The organism is Citrobacter sp. TBCS-14, from assembly GCF_005280805.1.
In the GTDB taxonomy this organism is placed as follows: Bacteria; Pseudomonadota; Gammaproteobacteria; order Enterobacterales; family Enterobacteriaceae; genus Citrobacter; species Citrobacter gillenii.
Window position 1 is genome coordinate 36,327 of record NZ_SZWM01001195.1, and the last position, 25,226, is coordinate 61,552.

23 protein-coding genes and 2 pseudogenes are annotated in these 25,226 nt (G+C 52.8%); 14 read left to right on the forward strand and 11 right to left on the reverse strand.

Annotated features, from left to right (window positions below):
- The first annotated feature begins 4 nt into the window (after window positions 1–4).
- From aaeA to FDX22_RS24935, 3 genes are all read left to right on the forward strand, one after another.
- On the forward strand, window positions 5–937 hold the full coding sequence (gene aaeA / locus FDX22_RS24925; RefSeq protein WP_096755473.1) for a p-hydroxybenzoic acid efflux pump subunit AaeA: 933 nt from the start codon (window positions 5–7) through the stop codon (window positions 935–937).
- 5 nt (window positions 938–942) lie between these two features.
- Complete coding sequence (gene aaeB, locus FDX22_RS24930) at window positions 943–2,910, forward strand: p-hydroxybenzoic acid efflux pump subunit AaeB (RefSeq protein WP_096755474.1); 1,968 nt, start codon at window positions 943–945, stop codon at window positions 2,908–2,910.
- A gap of 117 nt (window positions 2,911–3,027) precedes the next feature.
- Window positions 3,028–3,306, forward strand: coding sequence for a hypothetical protein (locus FDX22_RS24935; protein WP_115257359.1), 279 nt, complete (start codon window positions 3,028–3,030; stop codon window positions 3,304–3,306).
- Between the two features lie 58 nt (window positions 3,307–3,364).
- Here the strand turns inward: FDX22_RS24935 and yhcN-B are convergent, their stop codons facing one another.
- A complete protein-coding gene (gene yhcN-B / locus FDX22_RS24940; protein WP_096755476.1) occupies window positions 3,365–3,631 on the reverse strand; it encodes a DUF1471 family stress response protein YhcN-B in 267 nt (88 codons plus the stop codon).
- Between the two features lie 375 nt (window positions 3,632–4,006).
- Window positions 4,007–4,477, reverse strand: coding sequence for a transcriptional regulator ArgR (gene argR / locus FDX22_RS24945; protein WP_115257360.1), 471 nt, complete (start codon window positions 4,475–4,477; stop codon window positions 4,007–4,009).
- Window positions 4,478–4,913: 436 nt separating this feature from the next.
- On the opposite strand from argR, the gene mdh reads away from it, so the two are divergent.
- Complete coding sequence (gene mdh / locus FDX22_RS24955) at window positions 4,914–5,849, forward strand: malate dehydrogenase (protein WP_115257361.1); 936 nt, start codon at window positions 4,914–4,916, stop codon at window positions 5,847–5,849.
- A gap of 188 nt (window positions 5,850–6,037) precedes the next feature.
- Here the strand turns inward: mdh and degS are convergent, their stop codons facing one another.
- The 3 genes from degS to zapG all read right to left on the reverse strand — a co-directional run bounded on the left by degS (window position 6,038) and on the right by zapG (window position 9,129).
- Window positions 6,038–7,105 carry an outer membrane-stress sensor serine endopeptidase DegS gene (gene degS / locus FDX22_RS24960; RefSeq protein ID WP_115257362.1) on the reverse strand — a complete coding sequence of 356 codons (1,068 nt, stop codon included), beginning with the start codon at window positions 7,103–7,105 and terminating at the stop codon, window positions 6,038–6,040.
- Between the two features lie 89 nt (window positions 7,106–7,194).
- A complete protein-coding gene (gene degQ / locus FDX22_RS24965) occupies window positions 7,195–8,562 on the reverse strand; it encodes a serine endoprotease DegQ (RefSeq protein ID WP_096755480.1) in 1,368 nt (455 codons plus the stop codon).
- A gap of 168 nt (window positions 8,563–8,730) precedes the next feature.
- Window positions 8,731–9,129, reverse strand: coding sequence for a Z-ring associated protein ZapG (zapG, locus tag FDX22_RS24970; protein ID WP_045448139.1), 399 nt, complete (start codon window positions 9,127–9,129; stop codon window positions 8,731–8,733).
- Between the two features lie 192 nt (window positions 9,130–9,321).
- Here zapG and zapE point away from each other — a divergent pair, with 192 nt between their 5' ends.
- From zapE to sspB, 5 genes are all read left to right on the forward strand, one after another.
- Window positions 9,322–10,449, forward strand: a complete 1,128-nt coding sequence (gene zapE / locus FDX22_RS24975; protein WP_135911316.1) for a cell division protein ZapE — start codon at window positions 9,322–9,324, stop codon at window positions 10,447–10,449.
- A 218-nt stretch (window positions 10,450–10,667) separates the two neighbouring features.
- Window positions 10,668–11,096, forward strand: coding sequence for a 50S ribosomal protein L13 (rplM, locus tag FDX22_RS24980; protein ID WP_096755482.1), 429 nt, complete (start codon window positions 10,668–10,670; stop codon window positions 11,094–11,096).
- Window positions 11,097–11,111: 15 nt separating this feature from the next.
- Window positions 11,112–11,504, forward strand: coding sequence for a 30S ribosomal protein S9 (gene rpsI, locus FDX22_RS24985; RefSeq protein ID WP_062774136.1), 393 nt, complete (start codon window positions 11,112–11,114; stop codon window positions 11,502–11,504).
- 314 nt (window positions 11,505–11,818) lie between these two features.
- Complete coding sequence (gene sspA / locus FDX22_RS24990) at window positions 11,819–12,457, forward strand: stringent starvation protein SspA (protein ID WP_096755483.1); 639 nt, start codon at window positions 11,819–11,821, stop codon at window positions 12,455–12,457.
- A 5-nt stretch (window positions 12,458–12,462) separates the two neighbouring features.
- Window positions 12,463–12,966, forward strand: coding sequence for a ClpXP protease specificity-enhancing factor (gene sspB, locus FDX22_RS24995; RefSeq protein ID WP_096755484.1), 504 nt, complete (start codon window positions 12,463–12,465; stop codon window positions 12,964–12,966).
- 46 nt (window positions 12,967–13,012) lie between these two features.
- Here sspB and dcuC read toward each other — a convergent pair whose 3' ends face one another.
- The gene (gene dcuC / locus FDX22_RS25000) at window positions 13,013–14,380 is read right to left on the reverse strand and encodes an anaerobic C4-dicarboxylate transporter DcuC (RefSeq protein ID WP_137362169.1); all 1,368 of its coding nucleotides are present in this window, start codon (window positions 14,378–14,380) and stop codon (window positions 13,013–13,015) included.
- A gap of 359 nt (window positions 14,381–14,739) precedes the next feature.
- Between dcuC and nanR the strand changes: the two genes are divergently transcribed.
- From nanR to nanQ, 5 genes are all read left to right on the forward strand, one after another.
- The gene (gene nanR / locus FDX22_RS25005; protein WP_115257365.1) at window positions 14,740–15,531 is read left to right on the forward strand and encodes a transcriptional regulator NanR; all 792 of its coding nucleotides are present in this window, start codon (window positions 14,740–14,742) and stop codon (window positions 15,529–15,531) included.
- Window positions 15,532–15,665: 134 nt separating this feature from the next.
- The gene (gene nanA, locus FDX22_RS25010) at window positions 15,666–16,559 is read left to right on the forward strand and encodes an N-acetylneuraminate lyase (RefSeq protein WP_146717938.1); all 894 of its coding nucleotides are present in this window, start codon (window positions 15,666–15,668) and stop codon (window positions 16,557–16,559) included.
- A 110-nt stretch (window positions 16,560–16,669) separates the two neighbouring features.
- Window positions 16,670–18,160, forward strand: a complete 1,491-nt coding sequence (nanT, locus tag FDX22_RS25015) for a sialic acid transporter NanT (protein ID WP_117342747.1) — start codon at window positions 16,670–16,672, stop codon at window positions 18,158–18,160.
- 88 nt (window positions 18,161–18,248) lie between these two features.
- On the forward strand, window positions 18,249–19,124 hold the full coding sequence (locus FDX22_RS25020) for an N-acetylmannosamine kinase (protein WP_135911318.1): 876 nt from the start codon (window positions 18,249–18,251) through the stop codon (window positions 19,122–19,124).
- Entirely contained in the window at window positions 19,121–19,588 is a 468-nt protein-coding gene (gene nanQ / locus FDX22_RS25025) for an N-acetylneuraminate anomerase (protein WP_117342745.1), read from the forward strand. The genes FDX22_RS25020 and nanQ overlap by 4 nt, the downstream gene beginning before the upstream one ends.
- A 64-nt stretch (window positions 19,589–19,652) precedes the next feature.
- Here nanQ and FDX22_RS25030 read toward each other — a convergent pair whose 3' ends face one another.
- From FDX22_RS25030 to FDX22_RS25045, 5 genes and pseudogenes are all read right to left on the reverse strand, one after another.
- The gene (locus tag FDX22_RS25030) at window positions 19,653–20,933 is read right to left on the reverse strand and encodes a cytosine deaminase (protein WP_115257369.1); all 1,281 of its coding nucleotides are present in this window, start codon (window positions 20,931–20,933) and stop codon (window positions 19,653–19,655) included.
- Window positions 20,923–22,210: pseudogene (gene codB, locus FDX22_RS25035) on the reverse strand (cytosine permease). Before codB ends, FDX22_RS25030 begins: the two are co-directional and overlap by 11 nt.
- A gap of 197 nt (window positions 22,211–22,407) precedes the next feature.
- Window positions 22,408–22,506: pseudogene (locus FDX22_RS32810) on the reverse strand (glutamate synthase); the annotation flags it as partial.
- 21 nt (window positions 22,507–22,527) lie between these two features.
- Window positions 22,528–23,595, reverse strand: a complete 1,068-nt coding sequence (locus FDX22_RS25040) for a YhcG family protein (RefSeq protein ID WP_146717939.1) — start codon at window positions 23,593–23,595, stop codon at window positions 22,528–22,530.
- A gap of 211 nt (window positions 23,596–23,806) precedes the next feature.
- Window positions 23,807–25,225: a glutamate synthase small subunit gene (locus FDX22_RS25045; protein ID WP_146717940.1), complete on the reverse strand. Its 1,419-nt coding sequence runs from the start codon at window positions 25,223–25,225 to the stop codon at window positions 23,807–23,809.
- Window position 25,226 lies beyond the last annotated feature (1 nt).

Below are 25,226 nucleotides of genomic sequence, written 5' to 3' on the forward strand. Positions count from 1 at the left end.
TGAAGTGAAAACACTAACAAGAAAACTCTCCCGTACGGCCATGACTCTCGTACTGGTCATTCTGGCTTTTATCGCTATTTTCCGCGCATGGGTCTATTACACCGAGTCGCCGTGGACGCGTGATGCGCGTTTTAGTGCTGAGGTTGTTGCTATCGCCCCGGACGTCGCGGGCCTGATTACTCACGTTAACGTGCATGATAACCAGCTGGTGAAAAAGGATCAGGTCCTGTTCACCATCGACCAACCGCGCTATAAAAAAGCCCTCGAACAAGCCGAAGCGGACGTCGCCTATTATCAGGTCCTGGCGCAGGAAAAACGCCAGGAAGCGGGGCGTCGTAACCGTCTTGGCGTTCAGGCCATGTCCCGCGAAGAGATTGACCAGTCGAATAACGTGCTGCAAACCGTATTACATCAGCTGGCGAAGGCGCAGGCGACCCGCGATCTGGCAAAACTCGATCTTGAACGTACGGTTATCCGTGCGCCAGCCGACGGCTGGGTGACGAACCTTAACGTCTATTCCGGTGAGTTTATTACCCGTGGTTCGACGGCGGTGGCGCTGGTCAAACAGCACTCTTTCTACGTGCTGGCTTATATGGAAGAGACCAAACTGGAAGGTGTGCGTCCGGGTTACCGCGCTGAAATTACGCCGCTTGGCAGCAACAAGGTTTTGAAAGGTACCGTTGATAGCGTGGCGGCGGGCGTGACGAATGCCAGCAGTACGCAGGATGCGAAAGGCATGGCGACCATTGACTCCAACCTTGAATGGGTGCGACTGGCTCAGCGTGTGCCAGTACGCGTCCGTCTTGATGACCAGCAGGGAACGCTGTGGCCAGCTGGGACCACGGCGACGGTGGTCATTACCGGGAAGCAGGATCGCGATGCCAGCCAGGAGTCCTTCTTCCGTAAAATGGCGCACCGTCTGCGCGAGTTTGGTTAATTGCGATGGGCATTTTCTCCATTGCCAATCAGCATATCCGCTTTGCGTTAAAACTGGCATGCGCCATTGTGCTGGCGCTGTTCGTTGGCTTTCATTTTCAGCTTGAGACCCCGCGCTGGGCGGTGTTGACCGCAGCGATTGTGGCAGCAGGCCCCGCTTTTGCGGCGGGCGGAGAACCTTATTCGGGTGCGATCCGCTATCGTGGGATGCTGCGTATTATCGGGACGTTTATCGGCTGTATTGCGGCACTGGTAATTATCATCAGCATGATCCGTGCGCCGCTGCTGATGATCCTCGTGTGCTGTGTCTGGGCCGGTTTTTGTACCTGGATCTCTTCGCTGGTGAAGATCGAGAACTCCTATGCCTGGGGGCTTTCGGGTTATACGGCGCTGATTATCGTCATTACTATCCAGGCTGAGCCTCTGCTGACACCGCAATTTGCCCTCGAGCGCTGCAGCGAGATTGTGATCGGTATTGTCTGCGCAATTGTTGCTGATCTGCTCTTTTCTCCCCGCTCGGTGAAACAAGAAATTGACGTTGAACTGGACAGCCTTCTGGTGGCGCAGTATCGACTTATGCAACTGTGTATTAAGCATGGTGACAGCGAAGAAGTGGACAAAGCCTGGGGCGATTTAGTTCGTCGGACTGCGGCGCTGGAAGGCATGCGCAGTAACCTGAATATGGAGTCCTCACGCTGGGGGCGCGCCAACCGCAGGCTCAAAGCGCTGAACACGCTGTCACTGACGTTGATTACCCAATCCTGTGAAACCTATCTTATCCAGAACACGCGGCCGGAACTGATTACGGATACCTTCCGTGAACTGTTCGATACGCCGGTAGAAACCGTGCAGGATGTGCATAAACAACTGAAGCGCATGCGCCGGGTGATGGTCTGGACCGGCGAGCGCGAAACGCCGGTGACCCTTTATAGTTGGGCCAGTGCGGCAACCCGTTACTTGCTGCTGAAACGTGGGGTGGTTAGCAACACGAAAATCAGCGCTACGGAAGAAGAGATCCTGCAGGGCGAGCCGGTGGTGAAAGTGGAATCCGCCGAACGCCACCATGCGATGGTCAACTTCTGGCGCACCACGCTGTCCTGCGTGCTGGGCACCTTGTTCTGGCTGTGGACTGGCTGGACGTCAGGTAGCGGCGCAATGGTGATGATTGCGGTGGTGACCTCACTGGCGATGCGTTTACCCAACCCGCGGATGGTGGCAATCGACTTTATTTACGGCACGCTGGCGGCGTTACCGCTGGGTGCGCTCTACTTTCTGGTTATCATCCCCAATACGCAGCAAAGTATGTTGTTACTGTGCCTGAGCCTGGCAGTGCTGGGGTTCTTTCTGGGCATCGAGGTTCAGAAGCGACGTCTGGGCTCAATGGGCGCGCTGGCCAGTACCATTAACATCATCGTGCTGGATAACCCGATGACCTTCCACTTTAGTCAGTTCCTCGACAGTGCGCTTGGGCAGATTGTCGGATGCGTGTTGGCGTTTCTGGTGATCTTACTGGTGCGTGATAACTCGCGTGACAGAACTGGTCGCGTGCTGCTTAATCAGTTCGTGTCGGCGGCGGTTTCAGCGATGACCACCAATGTGGTTCGCCGCAAAGAAAACCATCTCCCGGCGCTTTACCAGCAGCTCTTTTTGCTGATGAACAAATTCCCCGGTGACCTGGCGAAGTTTCGTCTGGCGCTGACGATGATCATCGCACACCAGCGTCTGCGCGATGCACCAGTACCGGTAAACGAGGATTTATCCGCCTTTCACCGTCAGCTGCGACGTACTGCCGATCACATCATATCCGCAGGGAACGACGACAAACGCCGACGCTACTTTAGCCAATTGCTGGAGGAGCTGGATGTCTATCAGGAGAAGTTAACCCTCTGGCAAGCGCCGCCTCAGGTGACGGAACCGGTCAAACGACTCACCGGCATGCTCCACAAGTATCAGCATGCCTTGACCAGCAGTTGAAAGTGAGAAATCGGCGCTAAAAACGTCGGTTTTTTTATGGCTATACTTACCTGATGTGCGGGAATCCCTGCATAGAGAGAGCCTGTAGAGCGACTGGCGTTGGGATGGTAGCTATAGATGAACATCTATACATTTGATTTTGACGAGATTGAAGAACAGGGTGATTTCTACCGCGAGTTTACGCGGGCATTCGGCCTTGATCGGGAAAAGGTAAGCGATCTCGATTCGCTGTGGGAGGTGGTGATGGGCGACGTTCTACCTCTGCCGCTGGAGATTGAGTTTGTCCATTTACCGGACAAACAACGCCGACGCTACGGAGCGCTGATTTTGCTGTTTGATGAAGCAGAAGAAGAGCTGGAAGGGCAATTACGCTTTAACGTCCGTCATTCAATGTAAGGCATAAAAAAGCCCCCGACAGGCGGGGGCAAGTCGTCTCGGACCAGACGACGAGGGTTTATTTGTACAGTTCAGCGGTTGCGTGCCAATGCGCGCCTTCACGCAGTTCGGTCACGCGGTAGCTGCTGGCGCCTGCTTTTTCAGCTTTGGCGACGATTTCCTGACGCATATCCATCGGTGAGCTGCCAATCTGAGAAACAGAGATGGTACCCATGGATTGCAAATTCTGTGCTTCTTGTGTGTTCACCTGATTAACCGCCGCACTGGCGCCAAAAGAGAGAACGGAAAGAAGGCTTAAGGTTGCAACAGTCGTTTTGATTTTCATGATATTTACCTCGTCGAATTCTTTTATTGGGGTCTACGTTTCGTGACCCTCATCACAAAATCAAGTATACACTAATCACTCGATAAATTAATACCACGCTAATGGTTTCTGCTGTAATTAAGTGTTAAGAAATGTGGTTTTAATAACTTATTGGAATTAAAAACACATAATTGAACTCATTATTTTAAAAAAATACAGTAAATTCATGGTGATAGTTAACTTCGCAATTTGTGCGTTTATAATTCGAAGTATTCACTGTGTGAATGTTTTTGGATGGTGAAACGCACTATTTGTTAAATGGCAGGCAGAGGAAAAGAGTGGTCAGGAGTCAGAAAGAAAGATTTTTCCCCGCCACGTGATGCGACGGGGAGGGGATCACAGTTCTTGTTCGAACAGTTCCAGAATAGCTTCGTACAGATCTTTTACCGAGAACCCCATCGCCGGAGTGGTGAAGATAGTATCGTCGCCCGCAATAGTGCCGAGGATACCTTCTGCTTTACCCAGTGAATCCAGCATACGTGCGATCAACTGTGCGGCGCCTGGGCTGGTATGAATGACCACCACGGCATCGTTGTAATCAATGTCCAGCACCAGATTTTTCAGTGGGCTGGAGGTTGTCGGTACCCCCAACTCTGCCGGAAGGCAGTACACCATTTCCATTTTGGCATTGCGGGTACGCACGGCGCCAAACTTGGTCAGCATGCGTGAAACCTTGGACTGGTTGATATTATCAAAGCCCTGATCCTGCAATGCGAGGACGATTTCGCCCTGAGAGCTGAATTTCTCTTCCTTGAGAAGCGCTTTAAACGCCTTTACTAATTCTTCTTGTTTTGCCGAGCTTCGCATAAGTCACCCGTAATATGGCGGTAGAAACAACATTATTGTGCATACAGATGAATTTTTATGCAAACGGTCTGCCTCATTCAAGGCTGAAATAATGTTATGAAAGAGCGGAATTTTATCAAATTTCGTTATCAAGAAACATGCCTATGTCACGGCATGCAAATAAGCTTAAAAGTAAATCAATTGTTATCAAATTGATGTTGTTTTGGGAGGGCAGTTAGGTATATTGTCAGCACCTGTTGGAAAGTTGCTCTACTGTGCGAGTCGTATTGAATTACGTAACTTAGCTTTTAATTTACGTAAGTTAAATGCATAAAAGCCAAATTTGCGTAACTACGCATTCTTGACGCGTGGTTGTTGTGTTCATCGGATTTGTGAATTATGGTCGCCGCCGCGGAGCAACAGACACTTTGCTTATCAATATAATAAGGAGTTTAGGATGAAAGTTGCAGTCCTCGGCGCTGCTGGTGGAATCGGTCAGGCGCTAGCATTACTGTTAAAAACCCAACTGCCTTCAGGTTCAGAACTCTCCCTGTACGACATCGCTCCAGTAACGCCTGGTGTGGCCGTTGATTTGAGCCATATCCCTACTGCTGTGAAAATCAAAGGTTTCAGTGGCGAAGATGCGACCCCGGCACTGGAAGGTGCTGACGTGGTACTGATCTCAGCAGGCGTCGCGCGTAAACCGGGTATGGACCGTTCCGACCTGTTTAACGTCAACGCAGGTATCGTGAAGAATCTGGTTCAGCAGGTTGCGACCACCTGCCCGAAAGCATGCATCGGTATCATCACTAACCCGGTGAACACCACCGTTGCAATCGCTGCAGAAGTGCTGAAAAAAGCAGGCGTTTACGACAAGAACAAACTGTTTGGCGTGACCACGCTGGACATCATCCGCTCCAACACCTTTGTGGCGGAACTGAAAGGCAAGCAGCCGACCGACGTTGAAGTTCCGGTTATCGGCGGACACTCTGGCGTGACTATTCTGCCACTGCTGTCACAGATCCCTGGCGTAAGCTTCACCGAGCAAGAAGCTGCTGAGCTGACCAAACGTATCCAGAATGCGGGTACTGAAGTCGTCGAGGCTAAAGCCGGTGGCGGTTCCGCAACCCTGTCTATGGGCCAGGCCGCAGCACGTTTCGGTCTGTCGCTGGTTCGCGCACTGAACGGCGAAAAAGGCGTGGTGGAATGTGCATACGTTGAAGGTGACGGCCAGTACGCTCGCTTTTTCTCTCAGCCGCTGCTGCTGGGCAAAAACGGCGTAGAAGAGCGTCAGTCTATCGGCAAGCTGAGCGCGTTTGAACAGAGCTCGCTGGAAGGCATGCTGGACACGCTGAAGAAAGATATCACCCTGGGCGAAGAGTTCGTTAAGTAACGCGACAAGAGGCCGGATGCCGGACGGCGGTGTAAATACCTTATCCGGCCTACGGTCAGCGTGTATTTGTAGGCCTGATGAGCGTAGCGCCATCAGGCATTACGTGCTAAGTCCTACGATATCGCCTAATAAAAACCGGAGCTAATTCAAATTGCTCCGGTTTTTTATGGTAAGTGGGAGGCGTGATGTTAATTGGTGGCCGGGTATTCCTGAATGGTGACCTGCAACGTTAACTGTTTATCATCACGCATCACGACGACGGAGATCACTGAGCCTGGGCGAATTTCCGCTACCTGATCCATGGTCTCCAGCGCAGAGACGGCCGGTTTATTATTGACCGAGATAATCAGATCGTTAACCTGAATGCCTGCTTGTGCCGCCGGGCCATCCGGGGAGACTTCGTTAACCACTATCCCCTGAATTTGATCCATTCCGCCGCCCTGCGCGTGCAGTGGCGCAATCTCGCGACCGCTAATCCCGATATACCCGCGAATGACGCGACCATCACGAATCAGCTTATCCATAATCTTGGTTGCTAACTGGAACGGAATAGCAAAGCCGATCCCTTCCGGCGTTTCGCCATCGTTGCTCTTATCAAACGACAGGGTGTTAATGCCCATCAGCTCACCCAGCGAGTTGACCAGCGCACCGCCGGAGTTGCCGTGGTTGATAGAGGCGTCCGTTTGCAGAAAGTTTTGCCGTCCCGTGGGGTTCAGGCCAATGCGACCGGTAGCACTGATGATCCCCTGAGTAATGGTTTGCCCGAGGTTGTACGGGTTCCCGATAGCAAGAACGACGTCGCCAATGTGCGGTATCCGTTTGTTGTTGATAGGGATTGTGGGCAGCCCACCAGAGGCGTTGATTTTCAGCACCGCCAGGTCAGTCAGGGTATCGGAGCCGACCAGCAGCGCTTCAAACACGCGTCCATCCTGCAGAGCGACGATGATTTGGTCGGCATCATTAATCACGTGTTTGTTGGTGATGATATAGCCGCGCTGATCCATGATAACGCCGGAGCCGAGCGTGCGGATCTCGAGCTGGTTGTGCGTCGTGCTGTTCATACTGCGGTTATACACGTTAACAACGGCGGGGGCGGCACGGCGAACCGCCGGGTTATAGCTGGCAGGCGTTTCATCAGCACTGTCAAACTGGGGTGCTGTAAGCGTATTAATTTTGCGCAGAGAGGGCATCGCGGCCAGCAGAATGGCGCCGACGATTAAACCAATCGCGACCGAACGTAAAAGCTTCACAAACATGATAGCGGCGTCATTAAAAAGGGGAACGGCAGCAGCATATCACGAGTTTACCGGACATCACACGGTGGGCTGATGTCCGGTCTACCAGCTTAACGCAGGAGCAGATAAATATTCTCGTTACCGCGTACCACCTGCAACGCGATGATCGACGGTTTCGCTTCCAGCACCTTGCGCATTTCGGCAATGGAGTTCACGCGATCGCGGTTTACACCGATGATAACGTCATCTTTGTGCAGACCGGCTTGCGCGGCTGGGCTGCTTTTTTCGACGTTATCAATCTTGATGCCTTTAGTGCCGTCTTTTAACTGACCGTCGCTAAGCGTTGCACCTTGTAATGCCGGGGCGATCATTTCCGCACTGGCGGACGACGACGTGCTGGTATCCAGTGTGACTTCCACCTCCAGCGGCTTACCGTTACGTAGCAGACCCAGTTTAACCTTGGTGCCCGGTTCGGTGGTGGCAATACGCGAACGTAACTCGGCAAAACTGTTCAGCGGCTTGCCGTTGAGGCTGGTAATGACGTCACCGGATTTCACGCCCGCCTTCGCGGAGCCAGAGTTCGGCAGCACTTCGCTAACAAACGCGCCGCGCTGTACATCCAGCTTGAACGCTTTGGCGATGTCGGCGGTCATTTCCGTCCCTTTAATACCCAACAGGCCGCGTTTGATTTCGCCAAACTGCATTAACTGCTGCGCCAGCGTGCGCGCCATGTTGCTGGGAATGGCAAAGCCAATGCCGATACTGCCGCCGCCCGGTGCCAGAATGGCGGTGTTAATACCGATCAATTCACCATTCAGATTAAGCAGCGCGCCACCGGAGTTACCCCGGTTAATGGACGCATCGGTCTGAATAAAGTTTTCCAGACCTTCCAGATTCAGGCCGCTGCGACCCAATGCCGAGACGATGCCGGAGGTTGCCGTTTGCCCCAGCCCGAACGGGTTACCGACGGCGACGGCAAAATCACCCACGCGGAGTTTGTCGGAGTCGGCGATGGCAATTTGTGTCAGGTTGCTAGGGTGCTGGATTTGCAGCAGGGCGATATCGCTCTGATCGTCGCTACCAATCAGCTTGGCGTCAAACTCGCGACCGTCGTTGAGCTGGATACTGATCTTCTGTGCCTGATTAATAACGTGGTTATTGGTTAGCACGTAGCCTTTGGCTGCGTCGATGATGACTCCTGAACCCAGGCCTTCGAACGGTTGTGACGGCTGATCGGGTAGGTCATCGCCAAAAAATTTTTTGAATTCTTCCGGGACTTTCTGCCCCTGCGCGGCGGTACCTTCGACCCTCACGCTCACGACCGCAGGTAACACTTTCTCCAGCATTGGTGCGAGGCTGGGGAGTGCGGCTTGACCGGGAACCTGGCCGGGTATCGACGCAATTGCCTGAAACGGCGCCGAGAGAGTTAACCCGACACTTAACGCTAATGCACTCAACAGCTGGGTTTGTTTTTTCATTGATCCTGCTCTCGTACCTTGAGTAAACGGAAGATGATTCAAAACAGTTTGATGTTATTGAATTTTCGGTTTGGTCACAATGCGGCTAACGACTAAATAATAGCTGGGACGGGAAGAGAAGCGGAGGGCGCAATTGCTGCGCCCAATAAATTTCTTAACGATGTGCAGTTAGTCGCGCTTTGCGCCACTACGCAGCAGGCCGGAGGCCCCTTCGGAATAGTCGCGTGGCATCTGAACCGGTGCCTGATCGTTGCCTGCTTCAGACTCTGCCAGACGGTTACGGAACGGGTTGGATTCTGGCGACATACCCGGCAGCAGGTTGCTGGAACTTTTTGCCATATGTTGGTAGATCTGACGATAGTCGTCGGCCATGTTATCCAGTAGCTCAGCGCTGCGGGCAAAGTGGCTTACCAGCTCTTCACGATACTCTTCCAGCTCAGCTTTGTTTTTTTCCAGTTCGTACTGCAATGCCTGCTGTTGGCGTAATTTACGATTACCAAAACGCATGGCTACGGCACCAATAATGATACCGACGACTAACCCAATTAGCGCATATTCCCAGGTCATGAACATCTCCCGTTGTCTTGTGTTTCCGTAGGGTGTTGGCTTTAGGCTCCATGCCTGCGCCTGATTATGCCACTATAACCGCTAATCCCGTAGAAGTGGAATCCCGACTTTATATCGCGTAGTGTAGAACGGCCTTTTTTTCGTCAACCGTGAGCGACGGCACATCGATTCTCAAGGAATAACAATAACATCATGCAAAGCTTTTCCCCGACATCGCGTTACCTGCAGGCCCTCAACGACGGCAGTCATCAACCCGACAACGTACAGCAAGAGGCAGTGAATCGACTGGATATTATTTTCCAGGAACTGACTGCCCCAGCCCGTCCTGCGTTGCAGGAAAGTGGGCTGATTGCTCGCTTTAGCAAATTTTTGGGTAAACGTGAACCGACGGAGAGCACGCCGGTGCGTGGTCTGTATATGTGGGGGGGCGTGGGGCGCGGGAAAACCTGGCTGATGGACCTTTTCTACCATAGCCTGCCGGGCACGCGTAAACAGCGTTTGCACTTTCACCGCTTTATGCTGCGCGTACATGAAGAGTTGACCGCCCTGCAAGGGCAAAGCGACCCGCTGGAAGTGATTGCCGACCGCTTTAAGGCAGAAACCGACGTGCTGTGCTTTGATGAGTTTTTTGTCTCAGATATCACCGATGCGATGCTGCTCGGTGGATTAATGAAAGCGCTGTTCGCCCGCGGCATCACGCTCGTGGCGACATCCAATATTCCGCCTGATGACCTGTACCGCAATGGTCTGCAACGTGCCCGCTTTCTTCCGGCGATTGAGGCTATTAAACAGTACTGCGACATCATGAATGTGGATGCCGGAGTTGATTACCGTCTGCGTACGTTAACCCAGGCGCATTTATGGTTATCGCCGCTGAATGATGAAACCCAACAGCAGATGGATAAGCTGTGGCTGGCGTTAGCGGGAAGCAAAAGTGAACATGCGCCGACGCTTGAGATAAATCATCGCCCGATGCAGACACTGGCCGTCGAAAACCAAACGCTGGCCGTCTCGTTTACTACCCTGTGCGTCGATGCCCGCAGCCAGCACGACTATATTGCGCTATCGCGCCTGTTTCACACCGTGTTGCTCTCTGACGTCCCAGTGATGACGTCGTTGATGGAGAGCGAAGCACGGCGCTTTATCGCGCTGGTAGATGAGTTCTACGAACGCCACGTCAAGCTGGTGGTGAGTGCGGCAGTTCCTTTATATGAGATCTACCGGGGAGAGCGCCTAAAGTTTGAATTCCAGCGCTGTTTGTCGCGTTTGCAGGAGATGCAAAGCGAAGAGTATCTGAAGCGCGAACATTTAGCCGGTTAAACCCATCGCAAATCACATAAAGGGGTCGATCTTTGACCCTGACTTCTCTATAATCTTGCGACCCCACGTTACGAGAGAGTTTTTTTCCCAAAACTTTCTATGTGCCGGCATAGGCTATTCGAAGGGGTAGGTTTGCTGGACAATGTCGTGTGAACCTCAACTGACAAAACGTTTGGGTGTTCACCAACGTGTAACTAATTTATTTGGGTAAGCTTTTAATGAAAACTTTTACAGCTAAACCAGAAACCGTAAAACGCGACTGGTATGTTGTTGACGCGACCGGTAAAACTCTGGGCCGTCTGGCTTCCGAACTGGCTCTGCGCCTGCGCGGTAAGCACAAAGCGGAATACACTCCGCACGTAGATACCGGTGATTACATCATCGTTCTGAACGCTGACAAAGTTGCGGTAACTGGCAACAAGCGTACTGACAAAATGTACTACCGTCACAGTGGCTACGTCGGTGGTCTTAAAGAAGCGACCTTTGAAGAGATGATTGCTCGCCATCCTGAGCGTGTGATTGAAATCGCGGTTAAAGGCATGCTGCCAAAAGGCCCGCTGGGTCGTGCAATGTACCGTAAACTGAAAGTTTACGCGGGCAATGAGCACAACCACGCGGCACAGCAACCGCAAGTTCTTGACATCTAATCGGGATTATAGGCAATGGCTGAAAATCAATACTACGGCACTGGTCGCCGCAAAAGTTCTGCAGCTCGCGTTTTCATCAAACCGGGCAGTGGTAAAATCGTTATCAATCAACGTTCTCTGGAACAGTACTTCGGTCGTGAAACTGCCCGCATGGTAGTTCGTCAGCCGCTGGAACTGGTCGACATGATTGGTAAACTGGACCTGTACATCACCGTTAAAGGTGGTGGTATTTCTGGTCAAGCTGGTGCGATCCGTCACGGTATCACCCGCGCACTGATGGAATATGACGAGTCACTGCGTGGCGAACTGCGTAAAGCAGGCTTCGTTACTCGTGATGCTCGTGAAGTTGAACGTAAGAAAGTCGGCCTGCGTAAAGCACGTCGTCGTCCTCAGTTCTCCAAGCGTTAATTGGTTTCTGCTTCGGCAGATTGCAATTTGCGAAAAAACCCGCCTCGGCGGGTTTTTTTATGGATTTTTACCCGCGAATAAGCACGGTAATCTGCTGATTGCCACCTCTTTTTTCCCATTTCCAGAATCGACTCACCACAAAGGTCACAAAATCTGGTAAACTATCATCCAATTTTCTGCCCAAATGTGCGGTATTGTTCATTTTTTGTTTGTATTTTGAACAGCAATGGCTTTCCGAATCTGGGTGACATCACTTCTGGCTGGCCACCTGGTGGCTGGTAGCAGTAAAATTCTTAATATACCTGGAGGTTTTCATGGCTGTCGCTGCCAACAAACGTTCGGTAATGACGCTGTTTTCTGGTCCTACTGACATCTATAGCCATCAGGTCCGCATTGTACTGGCGGAGAAAGGTGTTAGTTTCGAGATTGAGCATGTGGAGAAAGACAATCCACCTCAGGATCTGATCGACCTCAACCCGAATCAGAGCGTACCGACACTGGTGGATCGTGAGCTGACCCTATGGGAATCTCGCATCATTATGGAATACCTGGATGAGCGTTTCCCGCATCCGCCGCTGATGCCGGTTTACCCGGTTGCACGTGGTGAAAGCCGCCTGTACATGCAGCGTATTGAAAAAGACTGGTATACGCTGATGAACGTCATCGTAAACGGTTCTGCTTCTGAAGCGGACGTCGCGCGTAAGCGACTGCGCGAAGAGCTGCTGGCAATTGCGCCAGTGTTTAGTCAGAAACCGTATTTCCTGAGCGATGAGTTCAGCCTGGTAGACTGCTACCTGGCGCCGCTGCTGTGGCGTTTACCGCAGCTGGGTATTGAATTCAGCGGTGCTGGTTCGAAAGAGCTGAAAGGGTATATGACCCGCGTATTTGAACGTGACTCTTTCCTGGCTTCTCTGACTGAGCCTGAACGTGAAATGCGTCTGGGCCGGGGTTAATCTGTATGGATTTGCCACAGCTATCACCGCGCCGTCCGTATCTGCTGCGCGCATTCTATGAGTGGTTGTTAGACAACCAGCTCACGCCGCACCTGGTGGTGGATGTGACGCTTCCGGATGTGCAGGTTCCTATGGAATATGCGCGTGACGGGCAAATTGTTCTGAATATTGCTCCACGTGCAGTGGGCAACCTGGAACTGGCAAATGACGAAGTGCGTTTTAACGCGCGCTTTGGCGGTATACCGCGTCAGGTTTCCGTGCCGCTGGCTGCTGTTCTGGCTATCTATGCCCGTGAAAACGGTGCAGGTACCATGTTCGAGCCAGAAGCGGCCTACGACGAAGATGTCGCCAGCTTAAATGATGACGACAACGACACGTCCGGCTTTGAAAGCGAAACGGTCATGTCCGTCATTGATGGCGATAAGCCCGATCACGGTGATGACAACGACCCGGATGATACGCCGCCACCTCCGCGTGGCGGGCGTCCGGCGCTACGCGTAGTGAAGTAAAATCAAACAGGCCCTTGCGGGCCTGTTTTGCTTTCTGTGCCAGCCATCAATAAAACAGCACAATCGTGGCTATCATATTCACCACAAATCCTACCGCCATTGGGATCGCCGTGCGTTTAACCACCTCAAAAGGCGATACACCCGCAATACCGGAAGTTACTACAATGACCGCAGTAATGGGTGAAACCGCGCGGGCCAGGGTAGTGGCAAAGTGCATTGGCATAATCATTACCACCGCCGGAATATGCAGCCCTGCGGCGATGTCCGGGATCAGGCTGGCGAAAGACATAAACGGCGCGTTACCGGAACCCATGACAATGGCGCAGGCGGCGATGACCACCGCCATGATGATCATCACGCCGATACCGCCAAGCCCGGAATGTTCCGCCCCCCTAATCACCGCGTCGACAGTGCCGATGGTGGTTAAGCCTTTGGCAAAGATCTCACCGGCGACGACCAGCGTCACGACGTTGGCAAACTGGGTGCCCATGCCATCAAAAAACGCCTGCACATCATCCATGGTTTCGCGCAGATTATGGGTGCGAAAGAATTCGACAAGCATGGTGACTGTCATGCTCATCAGCATCACCACCACCAGATTCAGCTCTGTTTTCATGAGTCCACTATGTGCAAGGAACAGCGAGCCTAGCATCAGGATCAGTGGCATCACCGGTAAAATGGCGTAATAGAGCGGCGGAACATCTTCCAGCACCTTTTGTTCGGTAAAGCCGATGTTTTCTGGTGCCGCTTTTTTATCAAACTGGCGCTGTACAAAAAAGTGCGCAATAGCAACAGCGATAATCACGCACGTGGCCACGGGTAACTGGTAGTGGAAGAAGTAGGTGGCGATTTTCATTCCCGCTACCTGAGCGGCAAAAATCGAGTTTGTTTCCAGAATACCCCATTCAATCGACATTGACGTTGCGATGACCGCCACTGCCGACAAACGGCTTACGCCAAGGCTGACCAGCGTCGGGAAGAGGGTGACCATCAGCAACATCCCTAACCCGGAGGCGCTGGTAATGAACTGCGCCATGATCTGACCGATCACATAGGTGGCGGCAAGCACGATATACGGTGAGCGGATAAGCTTTAGCGGACGGCTCAGCAGGCTCACCATCGCCCGACTGGCTCCCATCCTGTCCATATAGCGGGCATAGCCACCGACGGCCATAATCGATAGCCCCAGGCCTGCTGCACGACTGGAGAGCATGCGCAGAATTTCGTTATAAATATCAACCAGCAGGTAGCCGCTGCTTTTTTCGGGTGCAACCAGCGCACCGTACCCCAGCCAGACGCCGCAGATCATTAGGAAGATCCCAGCCGCCGCAAGGACCACCTGGGGTTTGTAGTTTTTGAGGATCAGGTAACCCATCGTTAATAAAACGATGACAGAAAGTATGATGCCGAACATTTTTTCACTCCATGCAGGAAAGAAGATAAATCCGGTAATAGCGCTGTTATAAAAGCGGATGTTATATTTTTTTTACCGTTTTTTATGGAGTGAATATCGTATTTTTAAAATCGAGATTAAATTATTTTTCGTTTTAAAATAGTAGGTTATGATAATTTTTCACGATCATATTCGCAGATTTCATAAGTTCGATGTCATACTCAGAAATTAAAATTCATCATATTGTTTTTGAGTGAAAATATATTTGTATTTCATATGTTATCAATAAGCGGGCTAACCCGATTGACCTCCATTTCACCCCGCTTTCGATCATGTGTTACGATGAACCCGCTGTTGTTTTTCACCAATGACTTAGCTGAATGGACCCTATGAACGCATTTGATTCGCAAGCTGAAGACTCTCCATCCACCATTGGCCGTAGTTTACGTAACCGCCCGCTGGCGCGTAAAAAGCTGTCTGAAATGGTTGAAGAAGAACTGGAACAGATGATTCGTCGTCGGGAGTTTGGCGAGGGTGAACAGTTGCCGTCCGAGCGGGAGCTGATGGCCTTCTTTAACGTCGGTCGTCCCTCGGTACGAGAAGCCCTGGCGGCGTTAAAACGTAAAGGCCTGGTGCAAATCAACAACGGCGAACGTGCCCGCGTTTCGCGTCCATCTGCGGACACCATCATTGGTGAACTGTCGGGGATGGCGAAAGATTTTCTCTCGCATCCCGGCGGCATCGCGCACTTTGAACAGTTGCGACTGTTCTTTGAGTCAAGCCTGGTGCGTTACGCCGCAGAGCATGCAACCGACGAGCAAATTGACAGACTGGCGAAAGCGCTGGAGATTAACAGCCAGTCGCTGGATGACAACGCGCTGTTCATTCGTTCGGACGTGGATTTTCACCGTGTGCTGGCGGAGATCCCTGGTAATCCTATCTTTATGGCGATCCATGTCGCGCTGCTGGACTGGCTGATCGCCGCACGTCCGACCGTCGCTGACCGCGAATTATACGAGCACAATAGCGTAAGTTATCAACAGCATATTGCTATTGTCGACGCCATTCGTCAGCACGATCCTGATGAAGCAGACCGCGCATTACAGGACCATCTCAACAGCGTGTCCGCTACCTGGCACGCCTTCGGTAAAAATAAAAAATTGAGGAAGTGATCGCGATCCTGATGATCGTTTAGTGAGGCAGATCGCAATATAAGCGTTCTGTATTGTATTGCTGCTTATTTGATCTGGTATAACAGGTATAAAGGTACGCAGTTAGACAACACTAATCATCGACAGAGGTAGTTATGGCAAGAGATTTAAGAGGCGTAATGCCAGCGTTGTTAACCCCATTCGACAACCAACAGCGGCTGGACATTGAGAGCCTACGTCGTCTGGTACGTTTCAACATTGGGCAGGGTGTTGATGGCCTGTACGTCGGTGGCTCAACGGGTGAAGCGTTTGTCCAGAACCGGGCTGAAAGAGAGCAGGTACTGGAGATCGTGGCGGAAGAAGCGAAGGGTAAAGTCACGCTTATCGCACATGTGGGCACGGTGAGCACCGAAGAGAGCCAGCAGTTGGCGAGCGCAGCCCATCGTTACGGCTTTGATGCTGTCTCTGCCGTCACGCCGTTTTACTATCCGTTCAGTTTTGAAGAGCACTGCGATCACTACCGTGCAATTATTGATTCCTCTGATGGCTTGCCAATGGTGGTCTATAACATCCCGGCGCTGAGCGGCGTAAAACTGACGCTGGATCAGATCAACACGCTGGTCACGTTGCCGGGTGTTGGTGCGTTGAAGCAGACCTCTGGCGATCTCTATCAAATGGAGCAGATCCGTCGCGCCCATCCGGATCTGGTGCTGTACAACGGCTATGACGAAATTTTCGCGTCAGGCCTGCTGGCTGGGGCAGACGGTGGTATCGGCAGTACCTACAACATTATGGGCTGGCGCTATCAGGGAATCGTGAAAGCACTCAAAGAAGGCGACATCCAGACGGCACAAAAGCTGCAAACCGAGTGCAATAAGGTTATCGATTTACTGATTAAAGTCGGCGTGTTCCGTGGACTGAAAACGGTTCTGCACTATATGGACGTGATTTCCGTCCCACTGTGCCGTAAGCCGTTTGCCCCTGTTGACGAAAAGTACCTGCCAGAACTGAAAGCGCTGGCTGACCAACTGCTGGCAGAAAAGGCGTAACAGCGGATTGCCGGGGGCTCTTTGCTTGCCAGGCCTACACAGGCAGACCGTAGGCCGGATGAGGCACAGTCGCCCACCAGTACAACAATGAAAATCGTCGGGAGAGTCACATGAGTACTTCTACCCAGAGCATTCCGTGGTACCGCCATCTCAACCGGGCACAATGGCGTGCGTTCTCTGCCGCCTGGCTGGGATATTTGCTGGATGGTTTTGATTTTGTCTTAATTGCCCTTGTGCTGACGGAAGTACAAGGTGAATTCGGGTTGACGACGGTGCAGGCTGCCAGCCTGATCTCGGCCGCCTTTATTTCTCGCTGGTTTGGCGGGCTGATGCTGGGGGCGATGGGCGATCGCTACGGGCGTCGCCTGGCGATGGTCACCAGCATTATTCTGTTCTCGCTAGGGACGCTGGCTTGCGGTTTTGCACCGGGCTACACCACCATGTTTATTGCCCGCTTGGTCATCGGTATGGGGATGGCAGGTGAGTACGGTTCAAGTGCGACCTATGTGATTGAAAGCTGGCCTAAACAGTTGCGCAATAAAGCCAGTGGTTTCCTGATTTCGGGCTTCTCCGTGGGGGCCGTGATCGCCGCTCAGGTCTACAGTCTGGTGGTACCGGTGTGGGGGTGGCGCGCGCTGTTTTTCATCGGCATTGTACCGATTATCTTCGCCCTCTGGCTGCGTAAAAATATTCCGGAAGCCGAAGACTGGAAGGAAAAACACGAAGGCAAAGCGCCGGTGCGCACGATGGTGGATACCCTCTATCGGGGTGAACATCGGGTCATTAATATTCTGATGACGCTCGCCGCCGCAACCGCGCTGTGGTTCTGTTTTGCCGGTAACCTGCAAAACGCGGCTATCGTGGCGATCCTCGGTCTGGTCTGCGCGTTTATCTTCATTAGCTTTATGGTGCAAAGCAGCGGTAAACGCTGGCCGACGGGCGTAATGCTGATGGTAGTGGTGCTGTTCGCCTTCCTCTACTCGTGGCCAATTCAGGCGCTGCTGCCGACCTACCTGAAAACTGAATTGATGTATGACCCGTCGACGGTCGCCAGGGTGCTGTTCTTCAGCGGCTTTGGGGCGGCGGTAGGCTGTTGTGTCGGTGGTTTTCTGGGTGATTGGCTGGGTACGCGCAAAGCCTATGTCTACAGCCTGCTGGCCTCACAGTTGCTGATTATTCCCGTGTTTGCGATTGGCGGTGCCAACGTCTGGGTACTGGGTCTGCTGCTGTTTTTCCAGCAAATGCTCGGGCAGGGGATCTCCGGGATCTTACCCAAACTGATCGGCGGTTATTTCGATACCGACCAACGTGCGGCGGGTCTGGGCTTTACCTACAACGTGGGTGCGCTGGGCGGGGCACTGGCGCCGATCATCGGTGCGCTGATTGCACAGCGTCTGGATCTGGGTACGGCGCTGGGATCGCTGTCGTTTAGCCTGACTTTCGTGGTGATCCTGCTGATTGGCCTTGATATGCCGTCCCGCGTGCAGCGCTGGCTGCGCCCGGAAGCGCTGCGTACCCATGATGCCATTGATGGTAAACCGTTTAGCGGAGCCGTGCCGTTTGGCAGCGATAAAAGCGCGCTGGTGAAATCAAAAAGTTAATCCGATAGCCCGGTCCTGCACCGGGCTATTTTGGTAAGGGAGTAAGTATGTCGTTACTTGAGCTACTGACGCTGAAAAAGGTCGTGCTATGACAACGCTGGCGATTGATATTGGCGGCACCAAACTGGCCGCTGCACGGGTAGACCGCGATTTACAGATCCGCGAACGCCGTGAACTGCCGACACCTGCCAGCAAAACGCCGGATGCCCTGCGGGCCGCGTTACAGACGCTCATTGAGCCGCTGCAGGCGCAAGCAGAGCGCGTTGCCGTTGCCTCCACCGGTATTATCCGCGAGGGCACACTACTGGCGATTAATCCGCTCAATCTTGGCGGGCTGATGCACTTCCCGCTGGTACAAACCTTAAGAGAGTTGACCGGCTTGCCGACCATGGCGGTCAATGATGCGCAGGCGGCGGCCTGGGCGGAATACCACGTAATGGCTGACGAGATAAGCGACATGGTATTTATCACCGTGTCGACCGGTGTGGGCGGCGGCGTGGTCAGCAACGGCAAGTTACTCACCGGGGCTGGTGGTCTGGCGGGGCATTTAGGGCATACGTTGGCAGACCCTAATGGACCAGTCTGTGGCTGCGGTCGTACCGGCTGCGTGGAGGCTATTGCATCTGGTCGCGGAATTGCCGCTGCCGCACAGGGCGACCTTGCCGGTTGTGATGCCAGAACGGTGTTTACGCGTGCGGTGCAAGGGCATGAACAGGCCACGCGGTTGATTGCACATTCTGCACAGGTGCTGGCGCGACTGATTGCCGACGTCAAAGCGTCTACCGACTGCCAGTGCGTAGTTGTGGGTGGCAGCGTTGGGCTGGCGCAAGGATATCTGACGCAGGTCCGCACGCTGCTGGCGCAGGAACCCTCGGTGTATCACGTCCCACTGCGCACCGCACATTACCGACATGACGCCGGGTTGCTGGGCGCAGCATTGTTAGCACAAGGAGAGTTATCATGATATTAGGCGAGTTACAGTCGCTATCCGCCGCGGGATTACCCCCTGTTCTGCTTGATGCGCTGACCCTTGCGCTGGCGGCAGACGTGCAGAATAACGCGCCGGGACACTATGTACTGAAAGGCGACGATCTGTTTATGAACGTGATGCAGTTCGCCACGCAACCGCCACAAGAAAAAAAGGCGGAGCTGCATGAATGCTATATTGATATCCAATTGCTGCTGGCAGGTGAAGAGCGTATTTTTTTCGGTTTGGCAGGTTCCGCACGTCAGTGCGAAGACGTGCATGTTGAAGAGGATTATCAACTGTGCAGCGAGATTGCCGATGAACAGGTTGTCACCCTGAAACCGGGGATGTTCGCGGTGTTTATGCCTGGCGAGCCACATAAACCGGGCTGCGTGGCGAGTGCATCTGGAGAAATTAAGAAGGTGGTGGTGAAGGTCCGAGCCAGCTTGCTACACGCCTGATAGGAATGCGCCAACATGGTAATTGCCGCAGCTGCGTGTCTGCGGCAATTATCCAAAAGACAACCTACCGCTTAAATGTCACTATTTCCGGCTGCGACAGATGCAACGTTGTTTGGCTCGGTACGGTCTCGGCGATGACCCGCCCGTGGCGAATGGAATAACGGGCAGGTGTTTGGCGACGAACTGCGTCAAACCCATTTTCTGCCGGTAAAATTACCAGGTTAGCGGAATTTCCAACGCTCAGGCCGTAGTCTTGCAAGTGCAGGGTTTTTGCGCTGTGAGTGGTTATCAGGTTCAGCCCATCATTAATCTGCCCGTATCCCATCAGTTGGCACACGTGTAATCCCATATGCAGCACCTGCAGCATATTCGCGGTGCCCAGCGGATACCACGGATCAAAGACATCATCATGGCCAAAGCAGACGTTGATCTCTGCCTCCAGCATCTCTTTGACGCGGGTGACACCGCGACGCTTGGGATAGGTGTCAAAACGTCCCTGCAGGTGAATGTTCACCAGAGGATTCGCAACAAAGTTAATACCTGACATTTTCAGCAGACGGAAAAGACGGGAAGCATACGCGCCGTTGTAGGAATGCATCGCTGTGGTATGGCTGGCAGTGACGCGCCCGCCCATTCCGTCGCGATGCGCCAGTGCTGCAACGGTTTCAACAAAGCGTGATTGTTCATCATCAATTTCGTCACAGTGCACATCGATAAGGCGGTCGTACTTCTGGGCCAGGGCGAAAATTTTATGCAGCGACTCCACGCCATATTCACGCGTAAATTCAAAGTGGGGAATCGCACCAATCACGTCGGCGCCCAGGCGCACCGCTTCTTCTAACAGCGCCTCACCGTTGGGGTAAGATAGAATCCCCTCTTGTGGGAATGCCACAATTTGCAGCTCCACCCACGGTGCGACCTCTTGCTTCACTTCCAGCATCGCTTTCAGTGCCGTTAGCGTGGGATCGGAAACGTCAACGTGCGTACGAACATACTGGATGCCGTTGGCCATCTGCCATTTCAGGGTTTGCATGGCACGCGTCTTCACGTCTTCGTGAGTCAGCATCGCTTTACGTTCAGCCCAGCGCTCAATACCTTCAAACAGCGTACCCGACTGATTCCAGCTTGGCTCGCCTGCCGTTTGCGTGGTGTCCAGATGGATATGCGGCTCGACGAATGGCGGGATGGCGAGTCCACCTTCAGCGTCCAGTACCTCACCTTGCGGTAAAGATGCGGCTTCCTGGGATTCAATACGGCTAAAACGCCCGTTTTCAATTGTAAGTTGCCATAACCCGTCGCGTCCCTGTAAACGTGCCTGACGAATGGTGAGGGTATTAGTCTGCATGGCTGACCTCCGTGGACTGAGCAAGACTGCGATTAAAAAGTGGATTCAGCAGGATATAGCTGACTACACCGCCGAGTACGGCGTTGACGGGCACAATACCGGGAATATAGTGGCCGGCAGCGATGCCCAGTGCAACGGACAGAATGGCTATCCAATTCACCGGCGTAAATTGTGCGTTGTTGAAATCGGCGTATCGGCGGTGGTTTAACAGATAGTCGGCAATAATCACCCCTGGATACCTCTGAAGATATGCTGGCGTATTTCAGTGGCGAGAACANAGGGATCGCGGCCGACAGAAATGTCAGCCAGCCGACAAAGTTATTGTACAGCCACAGCGCGCACAGCGTGCCAATAATACCGTTAACCACCGACAATGTACGGCTGGAAAAACCGGTAATATTGGCAAAGCCCAGACCCGACGCATACAGCGCGTTGTCGTTGGTGGTCCAGATATTCAGGCCGAGAACGACAATCGCTGGTAGCAGGAGCCCCTGGGCAATCATCACGTCGGAGATGTCCGCCTGTCCTACAGCGGCAGCGCCAGCAGCACCGAAGATAAACATCAGGGAGTTGCCGAGGAAAAAAGCCACCATGGCAATCAGCACCGCAGCTTTGGCATTACGGCCAAAGCGAACGAAGTCGGCCGTCAAGGTACCTGCGCTGACAAACGATCCTACGACCAGCGCCAGCGCGGTTGAAAAATCCAGCGGCGTCTGTGGCACAATCGTTTTTAAATGATCTAAGCCGCCCACGTCGGATACTGCCAGCCAGACGGAGTAACTACCAAGAATAACGATAGCGGGTACGGCGATAATTGATAAAACCGTCAGCGCCGAAATGCCAAAAAAGATGGTCATGGTCATCAACAGGCCAGACACAGCAATCAGGATATTAACGTCGATTCCCGTCGCTTTGCTGACTGGGATAGCAAACATCGCCACGCCAACACCAAACCAGCCCACCTGCGTGCCGCCTAACAGCATTGAGGGAAGCCATGAACCTTTTACGCCAAATGAGTAACGCGCCAGGAGATGGGTAGAGAGTCCGGTTTTTGCGCCGATGAAACCCAGAAAGGCAGTGTAAATACCGAGGAGAAGATTACCGAAGAGAACTGCCAGGAAGAAATCATTATAGGAAAGACCGGTACCGAGTGTGCCCCCGGTCCACATACTGGCGGAAAAAAACGTTAATCCCAACATTACAAATGTCAGTGGAACTACACCTTTCCGCGCGGCCAGAGGGACGGGGCCCTGGCTATAATTGTTATCTTGCGACACAACACCTCCATGAATTTTGCCCAAAAAATCCGCCGCATAATATACACTTTTCAGAAGAATGCAAACGTTTACGTACTGGATTTTTAAGCTGGTTGGTCGCGAATTTATGCTATGTAGCAACTACGTATTTTTAGAAGAGAAGACGGATATCCGGCATCTCATCCATATGTGCGGACGAGATGCCAGAAAAGATGTGTTTATACTTCCAGGTAACTCAGGATCCCGTCAGCGGCTTTACGGCCTTCGGCAATTGCCGCCACCGCCAGATCCGAACCGCGCACGCTGTCGCCATTGGCTCAGTCGCTCCGTGAATGCTCTCATTGAGACGCTAATCGAGTTTGTGAACGGGCAAGTTCATCCGCCAGTAATTTCTCGTCAGGCAACTGCATTTTGTATTCGCTGGTAAGCACTTTATGAGGTAAACCGGTTAGGGCATAGTGAGCTTCGCCAGCACCTTTTTCCGCGCACAGGATTAAGCCTACGGGCGGATTCTCTCCAGGCATTGTCCAGTGCTCTTGGGCGTAATTCAGGTACATATTCATTTGCCCTGCATCGGCGTAGCTGAATTTTCCTACCTTGAGGTCAACGATGAGCAGGCAGCGTAAGCGTCGGTGGAAGAACAGCAGATCGATGCGAAACCAACTATCGTCAATGCGTAAGCGACGCTGGCGACCCACAAAGGAAAAATCATCACCGAGTTCCAGCATAAAATCCATCAGGTGGTTTATCAGCGCTTCTTCAAGGTCAGATTCAGAATATTCGTCCTTTAAATCTAGGAATTCAAGAATGAACGGGTCACGTATTGCTTGTTCTGGCGTAACGTCAGCGACGGTGGGGGCGACCTGCTGTAACATGGCGGTTTTGTCGTGGGACAATAATGTTCTTTCGTAAAATTGGGTGGTGATTTGCCTGTCGAGTTGCCGTACTGACCAGCCGTTACGTAGCGTCTCTTTCTCGTAAAAGATGCGGGCATCAGGATTTTTAACCGATAGCAGGCGGACATAGGCTGACCAGGGAAGCGGGAAAATTTTGGCGAGTTGTGCCAGACGGGAAGATTCACCAGACACTGTCTGCTGAATTTCAATATTTTGAAAATAAAGATAAAACGCTCGTATTTGTCGCAAGTTTCCCGTGGAACACCCACGTTTGTACCGCTGGTTTAAATCGACGGACAAACGTTCAATCAGTTGAGTACCGTAAGCCGCTCGCGCTTCACCGCCTTGTTCAAATTCGACAATTCGATGGCCAATCTCCCAATAGGTTGCCGTCATAATTGCGTTGATGCTGCTGACCGTTTCTGTCCTGGCGTTATCCAATAAATGGATTATTCCGTCATGGATTTGCTGATAATCCTCAGCATGGTGTGTCGAGGTGAGTGTATTCATGTCTTCCCTGGCGTGATAGTTGCGAAATGAAAATATATCGTTATCAATACGCTCGAGGTCTAATGCCGTCAATCCATGACGATTGCATTACATGGACCTGCATCAGCATTTGCGAGTCGCTTTCCAGGAATGACGTGAATGTGTGAGGCAGAAGAAAACAGGCCCCCATCCAGCAATGTGAATTTTGGCAGGGGGCCAGCAGAGAGGCTTTTTATACTTCCAGGTAATTCAGGATCCCGTCAGCGGCTTTACGGCCTTCGGCAATTGCCGTCACCACCAGATCCGAACCGCGCACGATGTCGCCACCGGCGAAGATTTTCGGGTTGCTGGTCTGGAATGCGTTGTCGCTGCGTTCCGGGGCGATAATGCGGCCCTGCGAGTCCAGCTCGACGCTGTGCTTTGCCAGCCATTCCATGCTGTGCGGACGGAAACCGAATGCCATCACCACGGCATCGGCGGGTACCACGTGTTCAGAACCGGGCATGATCTCCGCACGGCGGCGGCCTTGTGCGTCCGGTGCACCCATTTCAGTATGCGCCATTTTCACACCGCACACTTTGCCGTTGGCGTTAATTTCCACGCCCAGCGGCTGCACGTTGAACTGGAACTCTACACCTTCTTCACGCGCGTTTTTTACTTCGCGTTTCGAGCCAGGCATGTTTTCTTCGTCGCGACGATAGGCGCAAATCACGTGTGAGGCGTTCTGACGAACGGAAGTACGTACGCAGTCCATCGCAGTATCACCGCCGCCCAGCACCACCACGCGTTTGCCTTCCATACTGATGTACGGTTCGTCGCTGCTTTCGCCAAAGCCCATCAACTGCTTGGTATTGGCAATCAGGAACGGCAGGGCATCGAATACGCCATCGGCATCTTCGTTTTCCAGCCCACCGCGCATCGACTGATAGGTTCCGACGCCGAGAAACACAGCGTCATAATCTTTCAGTAGATCGTCGAGCTGCACGTCACGACCCACCTCTACATTGAGTTTGAACTCAATGCCCATACCGGTGAAGATTTCACGACGACGTGTCATCACCTCTTTTTCCAGCTTGAAGGCTGGAATACCGAAGGTCAGCAGGCCGCCAATCTCCGGATGACGGTCAAACACCACCGCCTTTACGCCGTTACGGGTGAGTACGTCGGCACAGGCTAGCCCTGCCGGACCGGCACCGATAATGGCGACGCGTTTATCGGTCTGGCGTACGCCGGTCATATCCGGGCGCCAGCCCATTTCAAACGCTTTATCGTTGATATAGCGCTCAATGTTGCCGATGGTTACCGCGCCGAACTCATCGTTCAGCGTGCAAGAACCCTCACACAAACGGTCCTGCGGACACACACGACCGCAGACTTCCGGCAGCGTGTTGGTCTGGTGTGACAGCTCGGCTGCTTCAAAAATACGTCCTTCGTTAGCCAGCTTCAGCCAGTTCGGGATGTAGTTGTGCACCGGGCATTTCCACTCGCAGTACGGGTTGCCGCAGGACAGGCAGCGGTCTGCCTGCGCCTTAGCCTGGCCTTCGGAAAACGGCTCGTAGATTTCGATAAACTCGATCTTGCGGATCTTCAGCGGTTTCTTCGGCGGATCAACGCGCTGCAGGTCGATAAATTGGTATACGTTCTGGCTCATT

Bases quoted from the DNA above. Each gene is read 5' to 3' on its own strand.
- yhcN-B (WP_096755476.1), bottom strand. From the start codon at position 3,631: ATGAAAATCAAAACGACTGTTGCAACCTTAAGCCTTCTTTCCGTTCTC.
- aaeB (WP_096755474.1), top strand. From the start codon at position 943: ATGGGCATTTTCTCCATTGCCAATCAGCATATCCGCTTTGCGTTAAAA.
- degQ (WP_096755480.1), bottom strand. From the start codon at position 8,562: ATGAAAAAACAAACCCAGCTGTTGAGTGCATTAGCGTTAAGTGTCGGG.
- mdh (WP_115257361.1), top strand. From the start codon at position 4,914: ATGAAAGTTGCAGTCCTCGGCGCTGCTGGTGGAATCGGTCAGGCGCTA.
- FDX22_RS25020 (WP_135911318.1), top strand. From the start codon at position 18,249: ATGACAACGCTGGCGATTGATATTGGCGGCACCAAACTGGCCGCTGCA.
- nanQ (WP_117342745.1), top strand. From the start codon at position 19,121: ATGATATTAGGCGAGTTACAGTCGCTATCCGCCGCGGGATTACCCCCT.
- zapE (WP_135911316.1), top strand. From the start codon at position 9,322: ATGCAAAGCTTTTCCCCGACATCGCGTTACCTGCAGGCCCTCAACGAC.
- rplM (WP_096755482.1), top strand. From the start codon at position 10,668: ATGAAAACTTTTACAGCTAAACCAGAAACCGTAAAACGCGACTGGTAT.
- argR (WP_115257360.1), bottom strand. From the start codon at position 4,477: ATGCGAAGCTCGGCAAAACAAGAAGAATTAGTAAAGGCGTTTAAAGCG.
- dcuC (WP_137362169.1), bottom strand. From the start codon at position 14,380: ATGTTCGGCATCATACTTTCTGTCATCGTTTTATTAACGATGGGTTAC.
- nanA (WP_146717938.1), top strand. From the start codon at position 15,666: ATGGCAAGAGATTTAAGAGGCGTAATGCCAGCGTTGTTAACCCCATTC.
- nanR (WP_115257365.1), top strand. From the start codon at position 14,740: ATGGACCCTATGAACGCATTTGATTCGCAAGCTGAAGACTCTCCATCC.
- nanT (WP_117342747.1), top strand. From the start codon at position 16,670: ATGAGTACTTCTACCCAGAGCATTCCGTGGTACCGCCATCTCAACCGG.
- sspA (WP_096755483.1), top strand. From the start codon at position 11,819: ATGGCTGTCGCTGCCAACAAACGTTCGGTAATGACGCTGTTTTCTGGT.
- degS (WP_115257362.1), bottom strand. From the start codon at position 7,105: ATGTTTGTGAAGCTTTTACGTTCGGTCGCGATTGGTTTAATCGTCGGC.
- FDX22_RS25040 (WP_146717939.1), bottom strand. From the start codon at position 23,595: ATGAATACACTCACCTCGACACACCATGCTGAGGATTATCAGCAAATC.
- rpsI (WP_062774136.1), top strand. From the start codon at position 11,112: ATGGCTGAAAATCAATACTACGGCACTGGTCGCCGCAAAAGTTCTGCA.
- sspB (WP_096755484.1), top strand. From the start codon at position 12,463: ATGGATTTGCCACAGCTATCACCGCGCCGTCCGTATCTGCTGCGCGCA.
- FDX22_RS25045 (WP_146717940.1), bottom strand. From the start codon at position 25,225: ATGAGCCAGAACGTATACCAATTTATCGACCTGCAGCGCGTTGATCCG.
- FDX22_RS25030 (WP_115257369.1), bottom strand. From the start codon at position 20,933: ATGCAGACTAATACCCTCACCATTCGTCAGGCACGTTTACAGGGACGC.
- zapG (WP_045448139.1), bottom strand. From the start codon at position 9,129: ATGACCTGGGAATATGCGCTAATTGGGTTAGTCGTCGGTATCATTATT.
- FDX22_RS24935 (WP_115257359.1), top strand. From the start codon at position 3,028: ATGAACATCTATACATTTGATTTTGACGAGATTGAAGAACAGGGTGAT.